Source organism: Klebsiella sp. JB_Kp042 (assembly GCF_040065275.1).
Lineage (GTDB): Bacteria > Pseudomonadota > Gammaproteobacteria > Enterobacterales > Enterobacteriaceae > Klebsiella > Klebsiella quasipneumoniae.
In genome coordinates, this window is the sequence record NZ_JBEAJL010000026.1 from 105,072 (window position 1) to 125,781 (window position 20,710).

Annotated in this window: 17 protein-coding genes; 3 read left to right on the plus strand and 14 right to left on the minus strand. The window is 54.7% G+C overall.

Going from position 1 to position 20,710, the window contains the following annotated elements; all coding sequences use genetic code 11:
* Window positions 1–185: 185 nt before the first annotated feature.
* From ABLV54_RS08835 to ABLV54_RS08850, 4 genes are read right to left on the minus strand one after another with little or no spacing between them, the layout of a single operon-like run.
* Window positions 186–1,079 (minus strand): carbamate kinase, encoded by an 894-nt coding sequence (locus ABLV54_RS08835; protein WP_048334242.1) that lies wholly within the window; start codon window positions 1,077–1,079, stop codon window positions 186–188.
* Between the two features lie 8 nt (window positions 1,080–1,087).
* Entirely contained in the window at window positions 1,088–1,891 is an 804-nt protein-coding gene (locus ABLV54_RS08840) for a DUF2877 domain-containing protein (protein WP_050533055.1), read from the minus strand.
* Window positions 1,892–1,899: 8 nt separating this feature from the next.
* Window positions 1,900–3,159, minus strand: coding sequence for a DUF1116 domain-containing protein (locus ABLV54_RS08845; protein WP_050533056.1), 1,260 nt, complete (start codon window positions 3,157–3,159; stop codon window positions 1,900–1,902).
* 9 nt (window positions 3,160–3,168) lie between these two features.
* On the minus strand, window positions 3,169–4,836 hold the full coding sequence (locus tag ABLV54_RS08850) for an acyl-CoA synthetase FdrA (protein WP_050533057.1): 1,668 nt from the start codon (window positions 4,834–4,836) through the stop codon (window positions 3,169–3,171).
* A gap of 314 nt (window positions 4,837–5,150) precedes the next feature.
* On the opposite strand from ABLV54_RS08850, the gene allD reads away from it, so the two are divergent.
* Genes allD through allE form a run of 3 tightly spaced genes read left to right on the plus strand, consistent with a single transcriptional unit; the run spans window position 5,151 to window position 8,250 of the window.
* On the plus strand, window positions 5,151–6,200 hold the full coding sequence (gene allD / locus ABLV54_RS08855; RefSeq protein WP_050533058.1) for an ureidoglycolate dehydrogenase: 1,050 nt from the start codon (window positions 5,151–5,153) through the stop codon (window positions 6,198–6,200).
* 21 nt (window positions 6,201–6,221) lie between these two features.
* Window positions 6,222–7,457, plus strand: a complete 1,236-nt coding sequence (gene allC / locus ABLV54_RS08860; protein ID WP_050533059.1) for an allantoate deiminase — start codon at window positions 6,222–6,224, stop codon at window positions 7,455–7,457.
* Between the two features lie 10 nt (window positions 7,458–7,467).
* Window positions 7,468–8,250: a (S)-ureidoglycine aminohydrolase gene (gene allE, locus ABLV54_RS08865; RefSeq protein WP_050533060.1), complete on the plus strand. Its 783-nt coding sequence runs from the start codon at window positions 7,468–7,470 to the stop codon at window positions 8,248–8,250.
* A gap of 219 nt (window positions 8,251–8,469) precedes the next feature.
* On the opposite strand, the gene glxK is transcribed toward allE, so the two are convergent.
* From glxK to allA, 10 genes are all read right to left on the minus strand, one after another.
* Window positions 8,470–9,615 (minus strand): glycerate 3-kinase, encoded by a 1,146-nt coding sequence (glxK, locus tag ABLV54_RS08870; protein WP_048334230.1) that lies wholly within the window; start codon window positions 9,613–9,615, stop codon window positions 8,470–8,472.
* 17 nt (window positions 9,616–9,632) lie between these two features.
* The gene (locus ABLV54_RS08875) at window positions 9,633–10,943 is read right to left on the minus strand and encodes a uracil/xanthine transporter (protein WP_050533061.1); all 1,311 of its coding nucleotides are present in this window, start codon (window positions 10,941–10,943) and stop codon (window positions 9,633–9,635) included.
* A 191-nt stretch (window positions 10,944–11,134) separates the two neighbouring features.
* Entirely contained in the window at window positions 11,135–12,496 is a 1,362-nt protein-coding gene (allB, locus tag ABLV54_RS08880; RefSeq protein WP_050533062.1) for an allantoinase AllB, read from the minus strand.
* Window positions 12,497–12,627: 131 nt separating this feature from the next.
* On the minus strand, window positions 12,628–14,082 hold the full coding sequence (locus tag ABLV54_RS08885; RefSeq protein WP_050533063.1) for a putative allantoin permease: 1,455 nt from the start codon (window positions 14,080–14,082) through the stop codon (window positions 12,628–12,630).
* A gap of 80 nt (window positions 14,083–14,162) precedes the next feature.
* The gene (locus ABLV54_RS08890) at window positions 14,163–15,419 is read right to left on the minus strand and encodes an MFS transporter (RefSeq protein WP_050533064.1); all 1,257 of its coding nucleotides are present in this window, start codon (window positions 15,417–15,419) and stop codon (window positions 14,163–14,165) included.
* Between the two features lie 54 nt (window positions 15,420–15,473).
* Window positions 15,474–16,352 carry a 2-hydroxy-3-oxopropionate reductase gene (glxR, locus tag ABLV54_RS08895; protein ID WP_048334220.1) on the minus strand — a complete coding sequence of 293 codons (879 nt, stop codon included), beginning with the start codon at window positions 16,350–16,352 and terminating at the stop codon, window positions 15,474–15,476.
* A gap of 119 nt (window positions 16,353–16,471) precedes the next feature.
* The gene (gene hyi / locus ABLV54_RS08900) at window positions 16,472–17,248 is read right to left on the minus strand and encodes a hydroxypyruvate isomerase (protein ID WP_050533065.1); all 777 of its coding nucleotides are present in this window, start codon (window positions 17,246–17,248) and stop codon (window positions 16,472–16,474) included.
* A 13-nt stretch (window positions 17,249–17,261) separates the two neighbouring features.
* Window positions 17,262–19,043: a glyoxylate carboligase gene (gene gcl / locus ABLV54_RS08905; protein WP_050533066.1), complete on the minus strand. Its 1,782-nt coding sequence runs from the start codon at window positions 19,041–19,043 to the stop codon at window positions 17,262–17,264.
* A gap of 88 nt (window positions 19,044–19,131) precedes the next feature.
* Window positions 19,132–19,950: an HTH-type transcriptional repressor AllR gene (allR, locus tag ABLV54_RS08910; RefSeq protein ID WP_048334214.1), complete on the minus strand. Its 819-nt coding sequence runs from the start codon at window positions 19,948–19,950 to the stop codon at window positions 19,132–19,134.
* 91 nt (window positions 19,951–20,041) lie between these two features.
* Window positions 20,042–20,524 carry an ureidoglycolate lyase gene (gene allA, locus ABLV54_RS08915; protein ID WP_048334213.1) on the minus strand — a complete coding sequence of 161 codons (483 nt, stop codon included), beginning with the start codon at window positions 20,522–20,524 and terminating at the stop codon, window positions 20,042–20,044.
* Window positions 20,525–20,710 lie beyond the last annotated feature (186 nt).

Below are 20,710 nucleotides of genomic sequence, written 5' to 3' on the forward strand. Positions count from 1 at the left end.
CCGGCTTGCGGCGCGCTGCGCCTTAGCCGGGCTACCAGACCAACCATCATTCGCCCCGTAGCCATTCAACCAAATCCGCAAACCGCACGAACATGTAGCCCGGGCAAGGCGCGTCGAGCGCCGCCCCCGGGGAAAGAGCGCAGGATATTTCAGCGTCTGCTTCGCTGCTTGATTTTACCTGTGCATCAGGGCTTAATGCAGGTTCCCGCCCGCCCGGCAAGGGTATCCTCAATGCGTGATAGTGCGCCAATCCACGCCCGCTTGCCCCTGCGGCGAACATAGCTGCTGACTGCCGAAATTTTCGGCCCCATCGCCCCATCGTCGCGAGCAAAAGGCGCCAGCGCTTCCGGAGTCGCTTCACGGATCGGTCGCTGCATTGGGGTGCCCCAGTGTTCATATACCGCATCCGCATCGGTGAGGATCACCAAACCATCGGCATCAATCTGTTCCGCCAGTAGCGCTGCGGCCAAATCTTTATCGATAACCGCCTCTGCGCCCTGTCCGCTCTCGAGCACCGGAATGCCTCCGCCGCCACAGCAGATCACGACATGTCCCTCGCCCAGCAGGCGCTCAATCGAGTCGCTCTCCGCAATTTTCACCGGCCTTGGCGAGGCGACGACCCGACGCAAGTATTTGCCGTCGCGCTTCATCGTCCAGCCATACTCCTCTTCCAGCTGCTGCTGTAACTCAGGGTCATAGACCGGACCGATAAATTTCTCCGGCGCCGAAAAGGCCGGATCGTTCGATGCCACAGTAATACGCGTCATCACTGTCGATACCGGCGGTACCGATGATTCCTGCGCCAGACATTGAGCCAGCATATAACCAATCATGCCCTGGCTCTCCGCGACCAGCACGTCCAGCGGGTAAGGTTCGACGTCGCTATAGGCCAGATTTTGCAGCGCCAGCAGACCTACCTGCGGCCCGTTGCCGTGCACAATGGCCAACCGGTAATGCTGCGCCAGGCGCGCCAGCGCGGGAACGGCACTGTGAATATTGCGATACTGATTTTCTACCGTCAGCGCTTCCCCGCGCTGTAATAAAGCGTTACCCCCGAGGGCAACTACCAGCGTTTTCATAAAAGTCCTTACATTATTTGTTGCGCCAGCCAGAATCCCAGAAGCGTATCGGCACCAGAGGTGTGCCCCATCGCCAGCAGGGCTTCGACGGCAGGTTCAATTCGTCGTCCGCACTGAAGCGCGTTAACAACATGCAGTAGCGGTGAAGCGAAGCATCCCGCGCTGGCGTAGCGTAAATAGTTGACGCTGACCTGCGTTGTGGCGGCATGCAGATCGCCGGAGGCACGAAAGAAATGGTGTCCGCTGTTGCGCGACATCAGTCCAGAACACCACGCGAACAGCATCATGCCGATCAGCATATCGTCCATGCTCGGCGTCAGGCCTGGCCCCTTCCCCAGCCACAGCCGCCAGTCAACGGCGTTCCCGGTCATCGCAGAGGCAAAACAGTGGCGTAATTGCCGCAGCTCAGAATGATGCGGTAGATGGATAGCCTGCGACAGCGGCCCAAACAGGCCCGTCTCTTCCGGACGCTTCATAAGCGCTGTCGGCAGATAAGGGCCATCTGGCTGATATCGAGGCCGCAGGGAGCAGCGTCTGCGCGGTGGTAACAGCAAAAGGTTATCGACCTGAATGCCGTCATCCCGCGCTATCGGCATCCCCCCCGCCTTCAGCGCCTCGTGTAAACGGATAAAATCACGGTGACGTAATACCCATCCGCCGGGGCTCACGCCTTGTCCCCGATGATGCAGCGTCAGCAGCGCGCCGCCTGCAACATAGAGATTGATGGTGCGCTGCCAGAGGCCGCCGGTTCGCCATGGCTGGCGATGGTCCGGCGCGTCAATGCTGCCTGTCAGCGGACGGATCTTATCCATTGCCTGCCTCAGCTCACGCCCAGCTCGTCCGCCAGCGCTTCCAGCGCCAGTTCAAAGCAGGCCAGTGGGGCTCTGACGGTTCCGGCGCCAATCTGGCCGATCCCCGCCTCTTTATGCGCAATACCGGTGTTGATAAGCGGTGTAATGCCAGTTTCAACCACCCGGCGAATATCCAACCCCAAACAGGCGCCCTGGAAATCCCAGCCCGGAATTTGCAGTTGCATATTGCGTTCAAGGAAGATTTCCGCCATCTCTTCGGAGACCGATTTCGCCGCTTCCATCCCACCCGCGCCAACAAAGCGAGTGACGCCCGGGGCCGCGATCATCGCCGCCCCGCCGATGCCGAAGGTTTCAGTGATGGCGCTATCGCCCATATCCGGGTTAGCCTGCTCCTGCGAAAAACCAGTGAAAAACAGCCCCTGCGGCGTATTGACCGGCGCGGTGAACCAACGGTCGCCCAGCCCGCTGACGCGAATACCGAACATATCGCCGTTACGGGTCATCGCGGTGACGATACTGCCCGCGCGGATCTGCGCCCCGGCATCCATCGCTGATTTGCAGTAGGCCATCGCCAGGTTGAGGAAGAACTGATCGGTGATGGCGAGAAAATCCATCACTTCAGCAATCTGCTGTTTGTCGTGATTGAGGCGCGCCAGATGCGGCGCCAGCGTGCGCATTAGCAGCGCGGAGGTGGCGATATTACGCTGGTGGAACTCATCACCCATGGTAATGCCCTGTGCCATCATCGCCGTCAAATCGATGCCGCGCTCCATCTGTTTCAGCGCTGCGCTAAGAACTGGCATCAGCACATCGCGCATCCAGCGCAGGCGCTGCTGCACATCTTCACCGTAAGCGCCGAAACGCATCACCTTGCCAATCCCTTCGTTCAGGTTGCAATAGGCGCGGTTGCCTTCAGCGATGTTTTCCACCACCAGCATCGGCATGTTCGGCGAAGTAATGCCGCCCATAGGCCCCACGGCGTTAACGTGATGGCATGGGATAAAGGTAATTTCGCCGCTTTCCAGCATTGCATGGGCGGTTTTTTCATCCTGCGCCCAGCCTTCGAACAGGCATGCGCCAATGCAGGCCCCTTTCATTGGGCCGGTCATCGCCTGCCAGCGCATAGGCGGCCCGGCGTGGAGCAACGATTTGTTCTGATTCAGCGCCCCGATTAGCGCACCTGCCGGCTTCACATCCAGCCAGTGCGGACGTGCATTCCGAATTCGTTCAATTACTGCCTCATTGGCCTGCGCCACTGATGTAAACATAGGGACCTCTTATTGCAAACGCTCTAATAAACGAGCCAGTTTTTTATTTCCTCCGGCAATCGGCGCCCACTGATAGTGAACAACCGGCGTTCCGGCGGACTGTAAATCGATCGCAAAACTGCGCAGACCGGCATTAATTACCGCCACTCCGTCCAGCAGACTGGAGCGCGGTGCGGGCTCCGCCAGCCGCTGAGGGCTAATCAGCGCAACAGCAAGCAGCGCGGCTTCCGGGAGGCTATCGACCACCACCACGCCGGCATCTTCCAGCTCGGCAATTTGACGGGAACGACACTGCGGGTCATTTTCGGTACCGGTTACTGTCGCGATAACGTGCAGCGGACTATCGTCGGCCCTGGTCGCCCACGCCCGCTGGCATGCTTCGACCAGCGAGCCCGCCGGTTCGGCGGTGGCGCCATAACCAATCACCACATCCAACAGCAATACGCCCACCTGCGTTTGCTCGCCGAGGTCGGCAATCAGTTGGTTACGCAGGGAGGGATCAATCATCGGGTGTGGACGACCGACGGTGTAGAAATCATCGCCGAGGTCGACGACCTGGTGGCCCATCGCGTTGAGCATCATGCCCTGCGGGTGATGCTCATCGGGAGTGATGTTCAGGCGCTCAGCCAGCAGCCCGGCGGATTCCGCCGCCAGCGTGCCGCCGGTGTATAAACCGCGGATATGCTTACCCGCGACGGCGGTCAGATTTTCCTGATGGCGTACCACTCGCGCCAACAGACACGCCAGCCGACCGGCCTCGTCCAGCGTGCGGGCAAACCAGACGTTTTCATCGCGGTCGACTGGCGAGACATAGCCAAGAAACAGCGCCACCACCGGTTTAGCACTGCGTTTCATTGCGTTAATTATCTTCAGGCGCACCGCCTCAGCAGGTGGCTTGGAAACAAAGGCCAATACCTGGCTCTGCGCATCCTGGGTCAGCATTTCCAGCGCCGTTTGTGCACTAAGGCCCCCCACTTCCGCGCTCAGATCGCGGCCGCCGAGACCTATTGCATGGCTGATCCCTTCCCCGCCGAGGACAATCTGCGAGACAAGTTCCTGAATGCCGGTACCGGAGGCGCCAATCACCCCGATATTGCCCTCCGGTGCGACGTTGGCGAAGGCCAGCGGGGTGCCAGCAATCATGGCGGTGCCGCAGTCCGGCCCCATGACCAGCAGCCCTTTATCGCGGGCGCGGGTTTTGAGCGCGATTTCATCTTCCAGGGTGACGTTGTCGGAGAAAATCATGACGCTTTTCTCGCGACTGAGCGCCTGATGGGCCAGTTCCGCGGCATATTCTCCGGCAACGGAAATTAAGGTCATATTGGCCTGCGGCAGTTTTTGCATCGCACTTTGCCAGCGGCGAACCACGTTCAGACTCAGACTTTGTCCACTTCCCTGCGCCAGGGCGGATAAGGCGTCATCCAGACGGGCGATAATCATTTCCATCACCGTCGCATCTGCGCAATCGGTACGGATCGCCACGCAAATATCATTCGGCGTCGCCGTGGCAAAATCGTCATGCCAAAAACCGGTAGTTTCCAGCAGCGCTTTATTTGCCGGCGTGCCCATCATGACCGAAACATCGTCGACATTTTCTGACTCACTCAGCTTACGTGAAATAATCATTAAACTGACGGAATCCTGAAAACAGCCCTTTTTAATAAAGGCATGGATCATAATAACTCCCCAATAATTGCACCCATTGCAATTGAATGAGCATGGTTAATCTGCCATCAGGCTAACGGGATGGAATTATCAATGGCGTGACCAAAATCACATGAAGATTATTACCACAGGCTTTCAAACAAACCGCCTGACATTAGCAGTGATTTTTTAATAAATCGATTTCACGGTCATTTATGACAAATCCGTTACGATTATCAAATAAAATCTAACACTGGTCATTTAACTATACAGATCACAATTTCAGTTTCTTTTCCCCGTATTTTAGTCAGCAGTCAGGCTCTACACCGTCGTTAAAAGGAAGACAGATGAAAGTCAGTCGGGAAACACTACATCAGCTTATTGCTAATAAGCTGAACGCAGCAGGACTTACTCATAATCACGCGGATATTATTGCCGATGTGTTGGTTTATGCCGATGCCAGAGGCATTCATTCCCACGGCGCGGTTCGCGTTGAATATTATGCGGAACGTATTTCAAAAGGCGGAACCAATCGTCATCCCACCTTCACCTTTGAAAAGAACGGCCCCTGCAGCGGTATTTTGCATGCCGATAATGCCGCCGGTCAGGTGGCCGCCAAAATGGGCATGGAGCACGCGATAGAATTGGCCAGGGAAAACGGCGTGGCCGTGGTCGGCATCCGGCGTATGGGCCACAGCGGAGCGATCTCTTACTTCACCCGGCAGGCCGCCCGAGCCGGGCTAATCGGGATTTCGCTATGCCAGTCGGACCCGATGGTCGTGCCTTTTGGCGGGGCGGAAATCTATTACGGAACCAACCCGCTGGCCTTTGCCGCGCCCGGCGAGGGCGATGATATCATCACCTTCGACATGGCCACCACGGTGCAGGCATGGGGGAAAATTCTCGACGCCCGCTCGCGCCATGAAACCATTCCCGATAGCTGGGCGGTGGATAAAAACGGCGCGCCGACCCGCGATCCTTTTGCCGTTCACGCCCTGCTTCCGGCAGCCGGCCCGAAAGGCTACGGCCTGATGATGATGATCGACGTCCTCTCCGGCATTTTGCTCAATCTCCCCTTCGGCCGCCAGGTCAGCTCTATGTACGACAACCTGAGCCAGGGACGCGAGCTGGGCCAGCTGCATATCGTCATCAACCCGGCATTTTTCTCCTCCAGCGCGCTATTCCGCCAGCATATCAGCGACACCATGCGTGAATTAAACGCCATTACGCCAGCGCCCGGATTTAACCAGGTTTATTACCCCGGGCAGAACCTGGATATCAATGAGAAAAACAGCGCCGTCAACGGGATCGAGATCGTTGATGAGATTTATGACTATCTGGTTTCGGACGCTTTATATAACCGCTCTTATGAAACCAATTCCCCATTTGCTCAATAAATTAAAATACAGGAGTTGCGTATGGCTCATTATTTTCGACAGGCAATAGAAGAGACATTGCCCTGGCTTTCCGCTTTCGGCGCCGACCCGACCGGGGGCATAACCCGCCTGCTCTATTCGCCAGAATGGCTGCAGGCGCAGCAGGCATTCAAACAAAGAATGAGCGAAAGCGGACTAGAAACGCGCTTTGATGAAGTGGGTAACCTCTATGGTCGTCTGCCCGGCACGCGCTTTTCCGATGAAGTTATCCTCAGCGGTTCGCATATTGATAGCGTCGTTAACGGCGGCAATCTTGACGGCCAGTTCGGCGCGCTGGCGGCCTGGCTGGCGGTTCGCTGGCTAAAAGAGACCTACGGGGCGCCGCTGCGCACCGTGGAAGTGCTGGCGTTAGCGGAAGAAGAAGGTAGCCGCTTCCCTTACGTCTTCTGGGGCAGCAAAAATATCGTCGGCATCGCTAACCCGGCGGACGTGCGTGAGATTAAAGACGCCAAAGGCGTGGCGTTTATCGATGCCATGAAGCAGTGCGGTTTCAGCCTACCCGCCGCCCCGCTGGCGCCGCGCCGGGATATTAAAGCCTTCGTGGAGCTGCATATTGAGCAGGGTCGCGTGCTGGAAACCAACAAGCAGTCTATCGGCGTGGTCAACGCTATTGTCGGACAGCGTCGCTACACCATCACCCTCACCGGCGAGTCTAACCATGCCGGCACGACGCCAATGGGCTACCGTCGCGACACCGTCCATGCCTTTAGCCGTATCTGCTGCGAATCTATCGCCAAAGCAAAAGCCCACGGCGACCCGCTGGTGCTCACCTTCGGTAAAGTCGACCCGCAGCCGAATACGGTCAACGTGGTGCCGGGCAAAACCGTCTTCACTATGGACTGCCGCCATACCGATGCGCTGGAGTTAACGGCATTTACTGAGGTCATTGAGGCCGATATGCGGCGGATCTGTCAGGAGATGGATATTGGCATTGAGGTCGATCTGTGGATGGATGAGGCGCCGGTTCCCATGGATAAGAAGCTGGTGGCCCAGCTCACCGCGCTTTGTGAAAAAGAGAAGGTGAATTTCCGTGTGATGCACAGCGGCGCGGGACACGACGCGCAGATATTCGCGCCCTGCTTTCCGACCTGCATGATCTTTATGCCGAGCATCAAAGGCATCAGCCATAACCCGGCGGAAAGCACGCATATCGAGGATCTGGCGGAAGGCGTAAAAACGCTCGCCTTAATGTTGCATCAACTGGCCTGGACTGAATAAGGAAACGATCATGGGTTATTTAAACAATGTGGTTGGCTATCGCGATGATTTACTGGCCAGCCGTTCCATCGTGCGCCACGGCAATTACGCGCTGCTGACGCCGGACGGTCTGGTCAAGAACGTTATTCCGGGTTTTGAACATTGCGATGTGACTATTTTGTCAACGCCGAAATTAGGCGCCACCTTTGTTGATTATCTGGTCACGCTGCATGAAAACGGCGGTCATCAAAGCGGTTTTGGCGGCGAAGGCATCGAGACCTTCCTGTATGTGATTAAGGGAGAAATCATCGCCGGGGCTCAGGGTAAATCCTTCGCGCTGAGCGAAGGCGGTTATCTTTACTGCCCGCCGGGTGAGCGGATGACTTTCAGTAATAACCATTCAGCCGATAGCCAGCTCTTCCTCTATAAGCGCCGCTATATTCCGACAAAGGGCCATGCGCCTTATCTGGTCACCGGCAACGTCAGCCAGCTGGAGCGTATTCATTATGAAGGAATGGAAGACGTTATCCTGATCGATTTCCTGCCAAAAGAGCTGGGCTTCGATATGAATATGCATATTCTCTCTTTCGCACCGGGGGCCAGCCACGGCTACATTGAAACCCACGTCCAGGAGCATGGCGCCTATATTCTCTCCGGCCAGGGAGTGTATAACCTCGACAACCACTGGGTTCCGGTCAAGCAAGGCGATTATATCTTTATGGGCGCTTACTCCCTGCAGGCGGGATACGGCGTCGGACGGGAAACGTTCAGCTACATCTATTCGAAAGACTGCAACCGCGACGTTGAGATCTGATGGCTATCAAACTGCGCACGTCGGTATCGCCCGGCGGCGCTTCGCTTGCGCGGGCCTACGGGGAAATCTCGCCGCTTTCGTAGGCCGGGTAAGGCGTCAGCCGCCACCCGGCGAAATGCGGGCACAATAGCAAGGACGAATTTGTTATCCATCTCATAAAATTCATTTTTGTTTAGCTATGTTGGATTTTGCCACGGTGAGAACCGTGGCATTTTTTATTCAGGCGGGAATGTTCTGACCGATCTTGATAGCACAGGCGATATTGCGCGCGCAGGCATACAGATTTTGCTCGCCGCGATCCAGCACCTCGGCCAGCGGTGCCAGCGCGGGCAGAATGCTAAATACCGCATCAATACCATGCTGATGCACCGCTTCCACGCCGTCCCCCAGCACGCCTGCGATACCGATCACCGGGATGCCATGCTTTTTCGCGAGCCGCGCCACGCCAATCGGCGCTTTGCCGCCGACGGTTTGTGAATCCATTCGCCCTTCACCGGTAATCACCAGGTCCGCGTCGCGCAGCGCCTCCTCCAGTTTCATCGCCTCAATCACGATATCGATGCCCGGCTTCAGCGCCGCGTTAAGGAATACGCAGGCCGCCACGCCCATCCCGCCGGCCGCGCCGCCGCCGACTATCGCCGTCACCTCCTCACCCGTTGCCATTAGCAACACCTGAGCGTAATTTTGCAAACCGCGCTCGAGGGCAGCGACCATCTCAGCGCTGGCTCCTTTTTGCGGGCCAAAGACCGCCGCCGCGCCGCGCTCGCCTAGCAGCGGATTATCCACATCGCAGGCTACGTCAATCCGGCACTCGCGAAGTCTCGGGTCGAGATCGCGTAAATCAACGTTGACCAGCCGCTCTAACGCTCCGCCGCCGAGCCCGACGCTATCGCCGCGTTCATCAACAAAGCGTGCTCCCAGCGCCTGAGCCATCCCCATTCCGCCATCCACCGTGGCGCTGCCGCCAATACCGAGAATGATGTGACGGACGCCGGCGTCCAGCGCATGGCGAATCAGCTCACCGGTGCCGTAGCTGGTGGCCTGCAGGGGGTTGCGTTCGTCGGGGGGAACCAGCATGAGTCCGCTGGCCGCCGCCATCTCAATAAACGCGGTATGTCCGTCGCCGCTCAGGCCATAGAAGGCGCCGACAAAATCGCCCATCGGCCCCATGACCGGCAGCATCACCATTTTACCCTCGGTGGCCTCAACCATTGCCTCCACCGTCCCCTCGCCGCCGTCGGCGATCGGCAGACAGATGCACTCCGCCTGCGGGAAAATAGAGGTAAAGCCCGCCTTAATCGCCTGGGCGCAGCGGCTGGCGCTGACGCTTTCTTTGAACGAGTCCGGTGCAATAATAATTTTCATGGTTCATCCTTTTAATGTCATGACTTAATACGATCCCAGGGAATGAGATTCTCCATGGCTACCGCCAGCAGCACCCCGATTAGTAAGCCGTTACCTACAAGGGGTCTGATTGTCAGAGGCAACGTCTGGAGATAAACCGGCGGCAGGCCCATCAAAAAAATGCCGACAAATAACGGCAGCGCCAGCCGGTAGATATTTCGTGCGGTAAAGGTAATTTGCTTACTGAAAGATAAACTGGAATATAACAACGGCAAATAAGAGACCAGCATGACCGCGCTGCTGATCGGTAAAGGCAGGGTGGTAAAAAAGTGGGTCAGCGGCGTAAATAATCCAACCAGCAGACAGCACAAGCAGCCGATAATAAATGGCCGGCGCGAGGTGTCGCCAGTTTGAGTTAATAAAGCTGTCGACGAAACAAAGGGAGAAAATGGCACCACGTTGAGCGGAACCGTTATTAATGTCATCAAACCGGAGATCATAAAGCTGCGTCGATAGCGGGTATTACTGGCCCCTTGTTCGGGGTAAAAAACATCGGTGCTGCGAATGGCGCCATAGGTATTGGTAATATTCACCAGTCCCGCCAGCAGTGCGGTTAAGATGATGCCGGGTCGTAGCTGGCCGCCGTAACCCAGCGGGAACCACTGCCAGTGAATCGGCCCGGATGCCATCGTGGCAGGCGGAGTGCGAAACAGCAGATACCAGCCAGCCCAACCCGCCAGGGTTCCGATCAGCAGGGCGTAGCGAGCGATACCATCCGGGAGAAAAATGATCATTCCCAGCACCAGAATCATCACCATCAGCGCCAGGCAAAATGGCGCCAGCTGAATACCCGGATTGACCTGCGTTGAACTAAAGGGCAGCCCAAGCATGCCTTTAAAAAAGATGGTAGTCAGTTGGGCCCCCAGCAGCAGCATGAAAAAGACCATGACCGTTGGGCTGAAGAGCTTCGCCAGGCGATGGCCAATGCCGCTCACGCCGATGATGATGGTGAGCGCCGCCGAGAAAAATATGCCGACAGCCAGGCTGGAGGCGATGCTGTCAAAAGGCGTCCCTCGTGCGGCTTCGCCCACGGTGACCGTCAGAATGGTGCTCCACCACAGGCCCGTCGGTCCTTCCATAATCGCCCGACGATGTCCCAGTAACGCCTGCGCCAGACAGGCCAACCCGGTGGTGATAAACCCGTACTGGGTAAGCGTAATTAACGCGTTGGCAGGGAGCTGAAAAGCAGACTGTAATGTTGGCGGTACCACAACGGTGTTGCAGAAAATAAAGAAGAACCATTGAAATCCCGCCAGGGTGTTACGTTTATTTAGCGGCAATACCACCATGATGAAATCCTGAAAAAGCGCCTGCCGTTAAACAGGCGCTAAATATGGAATGGGGGCGAGGAACAGTCCCCTCTTCCCTTTTGGGGAGAGGGTTAGGGTGAGGGTGAGGGGAAATGTCCCCTCCTTGCCCTCACTCCGGCCCTCTCCCAAAGGGAGAGGGAGAAAACCATCCCCAACTGTTTATTCGCCCGTTACTGCTGATGCTTAAGGATAAATTTCCCCTTCGGCGCGCGTGGGAAGCCCTGCTCGATGTCATAGATCACCTCGCCGCGCAGGATGGTTTTAGCAATCCGAGCGCCAATCTTGCGCCCAACGTAAGGGCTGACTTTATGGCGATATTCGAGGTCTTCTGCCCGTAAGACGTAGCTGCTGTTCGGCTGAATAAACACAAGGTCGGCGTCTTTACCCGGCGCGATGCGGCCCTTATGCTTCAGGCCGAAAATATCCGCGGCGTTGGTCGCCATCAGACGGGCAAACTGCGGCAGAGACATACCGCGTTTCTGCACCGCTTCATCGAACATCACGTCCATGCAGTTTTGCAGACCGGCAATCCCGCCCCAGGCCTGCATGATATTGCCCGCCTTCATTTCCGGTGGGCACGGCGAATGGTCGGAGACCAGGCAGTCGATTTCTCCGTTGAACAGCTTTTCCCACATGCCTTTCTGGTTTTCCGCATCGCGGATCGGCGGAGAGCACTTCGCCAGGGTACCGATCTCTTCAAACTGATCGGTATCCAGGACAAAGTAGTGCGGGCAAGATTCGCAGGTGACATCCTGCCCTTCCTGACGGGCGCGGGTCACTTCGGCGACCCCTTCCGGGCTGCTGACGTGGCACACGTGCAGGCGGCAACCGGCGACCTTCGCCAGATACAGAACGCGGCGGATCGCCTCAACTTCGGTGAATACCGGACGGGAGGCGACGTAATCATGGGCGGTCACGCGCCCTTCTCTTTTCGCCTCTTCGCCCAGCTCATCGCAGATCAGCGCGTTTTCGCAGTGCACCAGTACCGTCTGCTTCATCTCGGCCAGCTTTTGTACGCCTTTGAAGAACTGCCAATCGTTGACGTCGCGGAAATCGTTATCGATCCCCCGGTCACCGCAGGTGGCGACGAAGCATTTAAATCCCACCACCCCCACTTCATCCAGTTCATGCAGCCGGTCGAGGTTATAAGAGACCAGGCCGCCAAGCTGCGCGGCATCGATAGTCAGTTTGCCTTTCGCCGCGTCGAACTTCAGCTCAATGGTCTGCCGGTCAACGGTGGCCGGTAGCTGATTCAGCGGCATTTCGATCATCGTGGTGATGCCGCCTTTTGCCGCCGCGCGGGTTCCGGTTTCGTAACCTTCCCAGTGGGTACGGCCCGGCTCAGAGATGTGCGTATGCGCATCGACCATCCCCGGCGAAACGATCAGCCCCGTGGCATCTATGATCTGCTTCGCGTCCCCCAGGTTTTCACCGATAGCGGCAATTTTGCCGTCAGCAACCGCGATATCGACCACCCGGGATTCGTTTTCCAGAATGACGGTGCCGTTTTTAATGATTAAATCAAAAGACATATAAAACTCCTTGTATGTGTACAGACGATTAAGCCGCCATACTTCTGTTTGCAGCCACGTACACCGCAATACCAATGGCTTTGGCTCTTGAAGCTTCATCCATGAAATAAACTTTCCTGGTTGTAATAAAATCAATTCACAGCATTGGGGCGCGCCAGGTTATTCGGCTGGGCCCGTTTTTTCAGCAAGGCGTAGGCGGCAAAAGCGACAATAACACCAACAAACCACGACACGCGGGAGAACGGTTCGAGCAGCGGGATAAATTTTCCGCCGAGCGATAAAATAACCGCCACAATCGTTACCAGGAATGCAGTAACGTTAAATCCATTATCGAAATATTTATAATCTCCAGGCGCGGTGTAAAGTTCATCAAGATTAATTTGCCCACGCATGACGATAAAATAGTGCGCCATCATTACGCCAATAACCGGACCCAGCATGCCGCCGATAATATCGAGAAAAAGATAAATACTGCCCTGATTTTCCATTAATTTCCATGGACAAATCAGCAAGCTAATAATACTGGCGATGAGCACGCCATTTTTATAGGTCAGTTTGGCTGGGGCAATCGCCGCGATCTGATAGCCTGCCGGTATAATATTACCGGTAGCGTTGGTGGAGATCGTGGTCATCAATATCACCAACACCGCAAAGAACGAGGCAAACAGGCTGTCCCATTTCTGCACAATATCCAGTACGTTCCAGGTATCCATACCGTAATGGATACTGGCGCCGGCGATAATACAGACGCCGGCGACCGCAAACAGAATATAGGCCACCACGAGTCCAAGCGTCTGACCAATAGCCTGCTCGCGAAACGAACGCGCGTTCTGGGTGAAATCCGAGGCGCTGACTGCCGGAGCGGCCCAGACGGCCACCACCGCATTGATCACCACCAGGAACAAGAAACCGGTATGTTCCGCTTTTGCCACCCCGGTCGGCAGGTAGTCGAGGATCGGGCCGAATCCTACCAGCGAAATGGCCCAGATAGCCATCCCGCCGAAGACGATATAGATGCAGGGGTTGAGGATTGCGGTAAATTTATTCAGCACTTTTCCGCCGCCAAAGCCAATCCCGACGTTAATCAACCAGAACACCAGAAAGGCGATCAACCCCGGCAACGACAACCCCAGCAGCTTAAAATCACCGCCAAGCGTCAGAAACGCAGGCCATAATTTGCCTAATAAGATCAAAAATGCCAACGATCCAGCGTAGCATTGCAAGCCAAACCACATAATCGCTGCGATACCGCCTCTGAGCAGTCCGGGTAATAATGCACCGCGTACTCCATATGAGGCTCTTAATATCATCGCGAAGGGTACGCCATACTTACTTCCGGCAGCACCATTAAACACCATAACCAGGGCAATTATAAAGGCACTTAATATTATCGCCATCATAATGCTAAAGGTGGAAAGACCAAGGATAAAAAAACCACCAACCATCACATAATTTGGTACGTTGTGTACAGAACCCATCCACAACGTGAAATAGTTGAATGTTTTCCAGTTACGCTGTGTGTCTGATTTCGGCAATAGATCATCGCTATAGCCCCTGGTTTTGTACAGGTCTTGAGTTTGTTCCATAATTCCCTCTTAATACGCATCGGATTACGTTTGTAGGTTTAGCTATGTGGAACAACAAATTTTAATTATTTATTTTTTTATTATACTGGGATTGTCTTTGACTGTATTTTGTTCTTACGCAAGGTAATTAGCGCAAACAGTATCGTTCCGGTAATAACCAACCCGGCAGACATCACAAAACTAATTTCTTTTGAACCGGTCAGGTCGGAAATAAAACCGGTGAGCGTCGGTGCAACTACTGCAGAACTCATACCAAAGAAATTAAATAAGCTGAAGGCGCGGCCTAACGTTTTCGCTGACGCCTGCTCGGAGACGAACGAGATAAGAATCGGATCAACGGCCATTTTGCCCAGCAACCCGTACAGTACCAGGCTAATCATCAGCATGGTGGTATTCGGCGACAGAACGGTAAACATCAACATGGCCGCCGCGACTATCTCAAGCCCGAGAATAACTTTGACTTTACTGTCGCGGAATTTATCCGAGAGATGGCTAAAGAACAGCGCGCCCGGGACCCCGACCACCGCCACCAGCGCGGAAGCAAAACCAATCGCCCCACCGTCAAACCCGCGTTCGGTCTGAAGATAAGAGGGTAGCCAGGTCACAATCAGATAGTAGCCGTAGCAGGTGCAGAAATAGAGGAAATACACGCTGCACAGTAATGGCGAGAATAGCGGCGCCGATTTCTCTTCTGCAACCGGCGCTGACGCCGCTGCACTCGTTTTATTTTCAGCTGCAGCGGGTGCTTTCAGTTTGCGGCGAATAACCAGGGTAAACACGCAGAGCATCACCAGCAGAATCGCAGCGACGATAAACAACACGTTTTGCCAGGCCATGTGCATGCTTTTGACCAGAATACTTGAACCAATCAGGCCAATCCCCATACCAATGGCAGAGCCGCTGTTGATGATGGCGTTCGCCAGCGCACGGCGTTCTTGCGGCACGTTGGCTGAGGAGAGCGAATAGGCGGAACTAAAGAAGGAGGCACAACCGGCGCCGGCCAGTAGTGAGCCGATATAAATCAACGTCAGATTTCCGGCATTAGCGATACTCAGGGTACCGATAATAAATAGCGAAAAACCGCACATCAGCATAATTTTCTGGCCCAGTTTATCCACCAGAATGCCGCAGGGGATCTGCATGCCGCAGTAGGCCAAAAAATAGAAGCTGGCAATCGCGCCAATTTCAGCATTACTGACGTTACCTAATGACGCCTGAATCTCCGGATAAATCGGCGTTAATACGGTACGATAGATCCAAATTGCCACCCAGCCCAGACTCATTACCACGACTATTTTTTTCCAATAGTCGACACCTTTTTTATTGATCGTATCCATAAAGTCACCTGTGAGGTTCAAATAAAGCTGCCGGTTTCGGCAGCTTTACGCTTATTACGCTATTTGATGATTTGCCATTAATTCCAGAGCCTGAATCAGAGACGAATGATCTAACTCGCTACCTCCATTGGCGGCACAAGTATTAAACAGTTCCTGACAGGTAGCAGTATTCGGCAGATTAAGCGCCAGGGCTTTAGCGCTCTGCAGAGCCAGATTGAGATCCTTCTGGTGCAGAGAAATTTTAAAGCCTGGATTAAAGGTACGGTTGAGCATTCTTTCACCGTGCACTTCCAGAATACGAGAGGAAGCGAAACCGCCCATCAAAGCCTGACGAACGCGAGCAGGGTCCGCCCCAGCTTTAGAGGCAAAAACCAGCGCTTCGGACACCGCTTCAATATTCAGCGCGACGATAATTTGATTGGCGACTTTACATGTCTGACCGTCGCCGTTCCCGCCGACGAGGGTGATATTTTTACCCAAAATATCAAACAGCGGTTTCACGCGGGCAAAGATGTTTTCATCGCCGCCAACCATAATGGAGAGCGTGCCTTCACGTGCGCCAATTTCACCGCCCGAGACCGGCGCATCAAGGTAATCGGCGCCGAGATCCCGCACCTGCTGCGCAAAACGTTTCGTTTCTATCGGCGAGATAGAGCTCATATCCACGATAATTTTGCCCTTCAGCGCCGCTTTAGCACAACCATGTTCGCCAAACAGCACTTCGGCAACCTGCGGGGTATCGGGTACCATGATAAAAATAATGTCTGACTGCTCCGCCACCTGTTCTGCGCAGGCCAGATGTTGTGCCCCGTGCTTGAGCAATTCGTCAGCAACAGGCCCAATGGTAGTAACGTGCAGTGCGTGGCCTGCCCTGGCAAGTCGGAGCGCCATCGGGGTGCCCATAATACCCAGACCAATAAATCCCAGTTTCATAAGTTTCCTCTCAGAATTTCTGTTTCGATTTACCCGGGCAATAGTTATCCCTTCCTGTTGTCAGGAAATAAAACCCCTGCGTCTGGAATAATAAATACTGCCCAACGATAAATTAAAAATTAGCGGTAACGATTAAACCATGTTAGTCCCGCTTCGGTGGTGGTCAATGGTTTATATTCACAACCTACCCAACCGTCATAGTTTGATTTATCGATGAAATTAAAAAGATATTCATAATTAATTTCACCGGTCCCGGGCTCACCTCGATTCGGATTGTCCGCGATCTGTAAATGGCCAATACGATTAGCGTAAGTTTGCATCGTATGGGTTAATTCCCCCTCCATACGCTGCATATGGTAAATATCGTACTGGATTTTCAGATTATCATTACCCACTTCATCAATCAGCGCTAACGCCTGATGCGTGGTATTCAGATAAAAGCCCGGCATATCGAAGTAATTGATCGGCTCAATTAGCAGCAGAATACCTTCCTGGGCCAGCGCGGCGGCGGCAAAACGTAAATTCGCCACCAGCGTTGAGCGAATATGTTCTTCGCGATAGCCCACCGGAGTTTTGCCGACCAGGCAGTTAATTTTACAATTGCCCAGCGCTTTGGCGTAGCGGATTGCGGCATCGACACCTTCGCGAAACTCCGCTTCGCGGCCTGGAATACAGGCGATGCCGCGTTCCCCTGCCGCCCAGTCGCCAGCGGGTAAATTATGTAAAGTATGCTCCAGCTGGTTGTCTCTCAGCTTTTGCTTTAATACCTCGGGCGCATAGTCATACGGAAACATAAATTCAACAGCACGAAAACCACAGGCCGCCGCTTTCTCAAAGCGCTCCAGAAAATCATATTCCTGAAATAACATGGAAAGATTGGCAGAAAAGCGCAACATAGGTTCACCTCATTTATTCATATTTCATAAAGCAGGTTTCGGTTGGCGCATCGATGGCGCTATCGGCAACATCTTCAAATTCCATCACGTTATCCAGCTCGCTACCCATGGAGATATTGGTGACCCGCTCAAGGATCACTTCCACAACAACCGGCACGCGATAGGCTTTCATCCAGGCTTTGGCCTGCTCAAACGCGGGGGCAATATCCTCAGGCTTGAAGACGCGAATCGCTTTACAACCGAGTCCCTCCGCGACCTTCACATGATCGACGCCGTAGCCGTTTACTTCGCTAGAGTTAATATTTTCAAACGCCAGCTGAACGCAGTAATCCATGTCAAAGGCGCGTTGCGACTGACGGATCAAGCCGAGATAGGCGTTGTTTACCAGAACATGGATATACGGAATATTGAACTGGGCGCCTACCGCCAGCTCTTCAATCAGAAACTGGAAGTCAAAATCACCGGAAATCGCGACCACGTTGCGCTCAGGATCGGCAGCGCAAACGCCCAGCGCAGCGGGAAGCGTCCAGCCCAGCGGTCCCGCCTGGCCGCAGTTGATCCAGTGGCGGTCTTTGAACACGTGCAGCATCTGGGCGGCGGCGATTTGCGACAGGCCGATGGTGGTGACATAGCATACGTCCCGGCCAAACGCTTTGTTCATCTCTTCATAGACGCGCTGCGGTTTAACCGGCACGTTATCAAAGTGGGTTTTACGCAGCAGCGTACGCTTGCGCGCCTGGCACTCGCTAACCCAGCTCTCGCGGCGCGGCAGACGCCCTTCTTTTTGCATCTGCTGCGCAATCTCTACCAGCTGAATTAACGCCGCTTTGGCATCGGAGACAATGCCTAAATCCGGGCACAGCACACGGCCAATTTGCGTCGGTTCAATGTCGATATGAATAATTTTGCGGCCTGCGGTGTACTTCTCAACCGAGCCGGTATGACGATTCGCAAAGCGGTTGCCAATCCCGAATACCAGATCTGAGGCCAACAGCGTGGCGTTACCGTAGCGATGCGCGGTTTGTAAGCCGACCATTCCGGCCATCAGTTCGTGGTCATCCGGGATACAGCCCCAGCCCATCAGGGTTGGGATCACCGGGACATGGGTGATTTCCGCAAATTGTTGCAGCAGCGCAGCGGCATCGGCGTTAATCACCCCGCCACCGGCAACAATCACCGGGCGTTCAGCCTGAGCTAACAGCGTCAGTGCCTTTTCGATTTGCGGACGCGTGGCGACCGGTTTATAAGCCGGAAGCGGCGAGTAAAGCTCAGGATCGAATTCGATTTCTGCCACCTGGACATCATAAGGCAGATCGATGAGCACTGGTCCCGGCCTGCCGGATCGCATCAGATGGAAAGCCTGCTGTAGCACGCCAGGAACCAGCGCCGCCTCACGCACAGTCACCGCCATCTTGGTGACCGGTTTAGCAATGGATTCAATATCCACCGCCTGAAAATCCTCTTTATGCAGGCGCGCACGCGGTGCCTGGCCGGTGATGCACAGAATGGGAATCGAGTCCGCGGAGGCAGAATACAGCGCGGTGATCATATCCGTACCGGCCGGACCGGAGGTCCCCAGACAAACCCCGATATTACCGGCGGTCGCACGAGTATAGCCTTCAGCCATATGAGACGCGCCTTCAACATGGCGGGCAAGAATATGACGGATCCCGCCGTGCTTACGCATCGCAGAATAGAATGGGTTAATTGCCGCGCCAGGCACGCCAAATGCAGTGTTAACCCCTTCTTTTTCGAGAACATACATTGCCGCGTCAACGGCTCTCATTTTTGCCATTTTTTACTACCTCACTATATTGGAAAATTTTTCCAAATTTAAACATAACCAAAAAAGTCCCGCTCAAGTGAGCGGGTTGGATCGGCGATCAGTCGGCCTGGGGTTTAAGGCCCAGCGCGGTACTGATATTCCTTGCCGTCTCCCTTACCAGCTCGCCCTGACTGACAAAACGGTCCGGGGTTAACCTGGACGCAGGTCCGGAAATCGAAATGGCCGCTACCACGGAGCCCACATCATCGTAAACCGCTGAAGCAATACAGTTTAATCCTGTAACATGCTCCTCCTGGTCAATGCTGTAGCCGCAGGCTCGCGCCTCATCCAGATTTCGCTGCAGGACCGGTAAATCCACAATCGTCGTCGGCGTAAACCGCTGCAGGCCAGTCTTCACAATCACATCCACCAGCTCTTCCGCAGACAGCGGATACAACAGCGCTTTCCCCGCGCCTGAAGCATGCAGCGGGAGTCGACTGCCGAGCGGCGCGCACATTCGCACCATCGACTTGCACTCCTGCTGGCCAATCAGCACCGCTTCGTTGCCGTTGCGAATCGCCACGTTGACTGTCTCCCCCGACATCAGCATCAGCCGCCGCATAAAAGGTCCGCCGACGGATAAAACATCCCGGTTATGGATGTACGCCGAGCCGATATTGAATGCGCCAAGCCCGATGTGCCACCAGCCTAGCTGCGCGTCCTGATAGACAAAATCCGCGCCTTCCAGCACTTTTAGCAAGCGAAAGGTGGTCGATAACGGTAAGTCCAGATTCAGGGAAATATCGCTAACCGACGAGCTGCCGCCGCTCTTCTCAAGGTATTGCAATATCGCGATCCCTCTCTCCAGCGCCTGTGCGCCTTTTTGCGCGGAAGGCTCCTGCTGGCCTGGCCTTCCACGCCTTCTCACTTCTGTCATACCTCGATTATCTCCGGCTCAAAACCTGAGCATAAATAGTGTGTAAGCGCCCACATGTTATGCAAGATAATCGACAGCGTCACGTGCAACCTCACGCAAAGCTCAGCTCCACGGTCGGGATCTCCACGACATCGCAGTTATCTTTTCCACCGCGATCGACGGTTAAAAAATCGGTTTCGCTCTGCCAGGCAAACAGCGGATGGTGCCAGACATTGCGATGATAATTTACCCCCTGGCGGCCATTGGAGATAAACGCGCGCAGCGTGGTCATGTCCGGCTCATCGCCTCCTGCCGCAACCACCACGACAAAAGTCTCCCCCCGCATCGGCACAAATGCCTGGGTACCCAGCGGATGGCGCTCCAGTTCGGTGACAATAATCGGCAGCACGGCGGGTTGCGCACGATTAATGCTGATGAGCGTACGATCCTGCTGTAATGTCTCCACCATCGCCAGATCGTGAAAACGCTGTACTTTGCCATCATTGATGTGAAAAAAATCCTGTCCTTCCGTTTCGATAACATCCCCATACGGGCGGAATGCATCTCGCGTCAGGGGCAATACTTCAAGCTTCATGACCAGTTCCTTATTCATTAAAAACCGTTCCCCTTCCCAACGTCGAAGGGGGTAGAGAAGCTGCGCAATCCACAGCCATCTAAGCATGGCAACACTATAAGTTGGAATAATTTTCCAAAATCTGATTTAAACCACATTATTGAAAAGGTTATTGTGAAAAAATACTTAAAAATCATGGGTGAATTA

What these genes read in the sequence shown, in the direction of transcription:
- allR (WP_048334214.1), bottom strand. Translation starts at nt 19,950, where the DNA reads ATGACAGAAGTGAGAAGGCGTGGAAGGCCAGGCCAGCAGGAGCCTTCC.
- allE (WP_050533060.1), top strand. Translation starts at nt 7,468, where the DNA reads ATGGGTTATTTAAACAATGTGGTTGGCTATCGCGATGATTTACTGGCC.
- glxK (WP_048334230.1), bottom strand. Translation starts at nt 9,615, where the DNA reads ATGAAAATTATTATTGCACCGGACTCGTTCAAAGAAAGCGTCAGCGCC.
- ABLV54_RS08890 (WP_050533064.1), bottom strand. Translation starts at nt 15,419, where the DNA reads ATGGATACGATCAATAAAAAAGGTGTCGACTATTGGAAAAAAATAGTC.
- ABLV54_RS08845 (WP_050533056.1), bottom strand. Translation starts at nt 3,159, where the DNA reads ATGTTTACATCAGTGGCGCAGGCCAATGAGGCAGTAATTGAACGAATT.
- allB (WP_050533062.1), bottom strand. Translation starts at nt 12,496, where the DNA reads ATGTCTTTTGATTTAATCATTAAAAACGGCACCGTCATTCTGGAAAAC.
- allD (WP_050533058.1), top strand. Translation starts at nt 5,151, where the DNA reads ATGAAAGTCAGTCGGGAAACACTACATCAGCTTATTGCTAATAAGCTG.
- ABLV54_RS08850 (WP_050533057.1), bottom strand. Translation starts at nt 4,836, where the DNA reads ATGATCCATGCCTTTATTAAAAAGGGCTGTTTTCAGGATTCCGTCAGT.
- allC (WP_050533059.1), top strand. Translation starts at nt 6,222, where the DNA reads ATGGCTCATTATTTTCGACAGGCAATAGAAGAGACATTGCCCTGGCTT.
- gcl (WP_050533066.1), bottom strand. Translation starts at nt 19,043, where the DNA reads ATGGCAAAAATGAGAGCCGTTGACGCGGCAATGTATGTTCTCGAAAAA.
- ABLV54_RS08840 (WP_050533055.1), bottom strand. Translation starts at nt 1,891, where the DNA reads ATGGATAAGATCCGTCCGCTGACAGGCAGCATTGACGCGCCGGACCAT.
- glxR (WP_048334220.1), bottom strand. Translation starts at nt 16,352, where the DNA reads ATGAAACTGGGATTTATTGGTCTGGGTATTATGGGCACCCCGATGGCG.
- ABLV54_RS08885 (WP_050533063.1), bottom strand. Translation starts at nt 14,082, where the DNA reads ATGGAACAAACTCAAGACCTGTACAAAACCAGGGGCTATAGCGATGAT.
- allA (WP_048334213.1), bottom strand. Translation starts at nt 20,524, where the DNA reads ATGAAGCTTGAAGTATTGCCCCTGACGCGAGATGCATTCCGCCCGTAT.
- ABLV54_RS08875 (WP_050533061.1), bottom strand. Translation starts at nt 10,943, where the DNA reads ATGGTGGTATTGCCGCTAAATAAACGTAACACCCTGGCGGGATTTCAA.
- ABLV54_RS08835 (WP_048334242.1), bottom strand. Translation starts at nt 1,079, where the DNA reads ATGAAAACGCTGGTAGTTGCCCTCGGGGGTAACGCTTTATTACAGCGC.
- hyi (WP_050533065.1), bottom strand. Translation starts at nt 17,248, where the DNA reads ATGTTGCGCTTTTCTGCCAATCTTTCCATGTTATTTCAGGAATATGAT.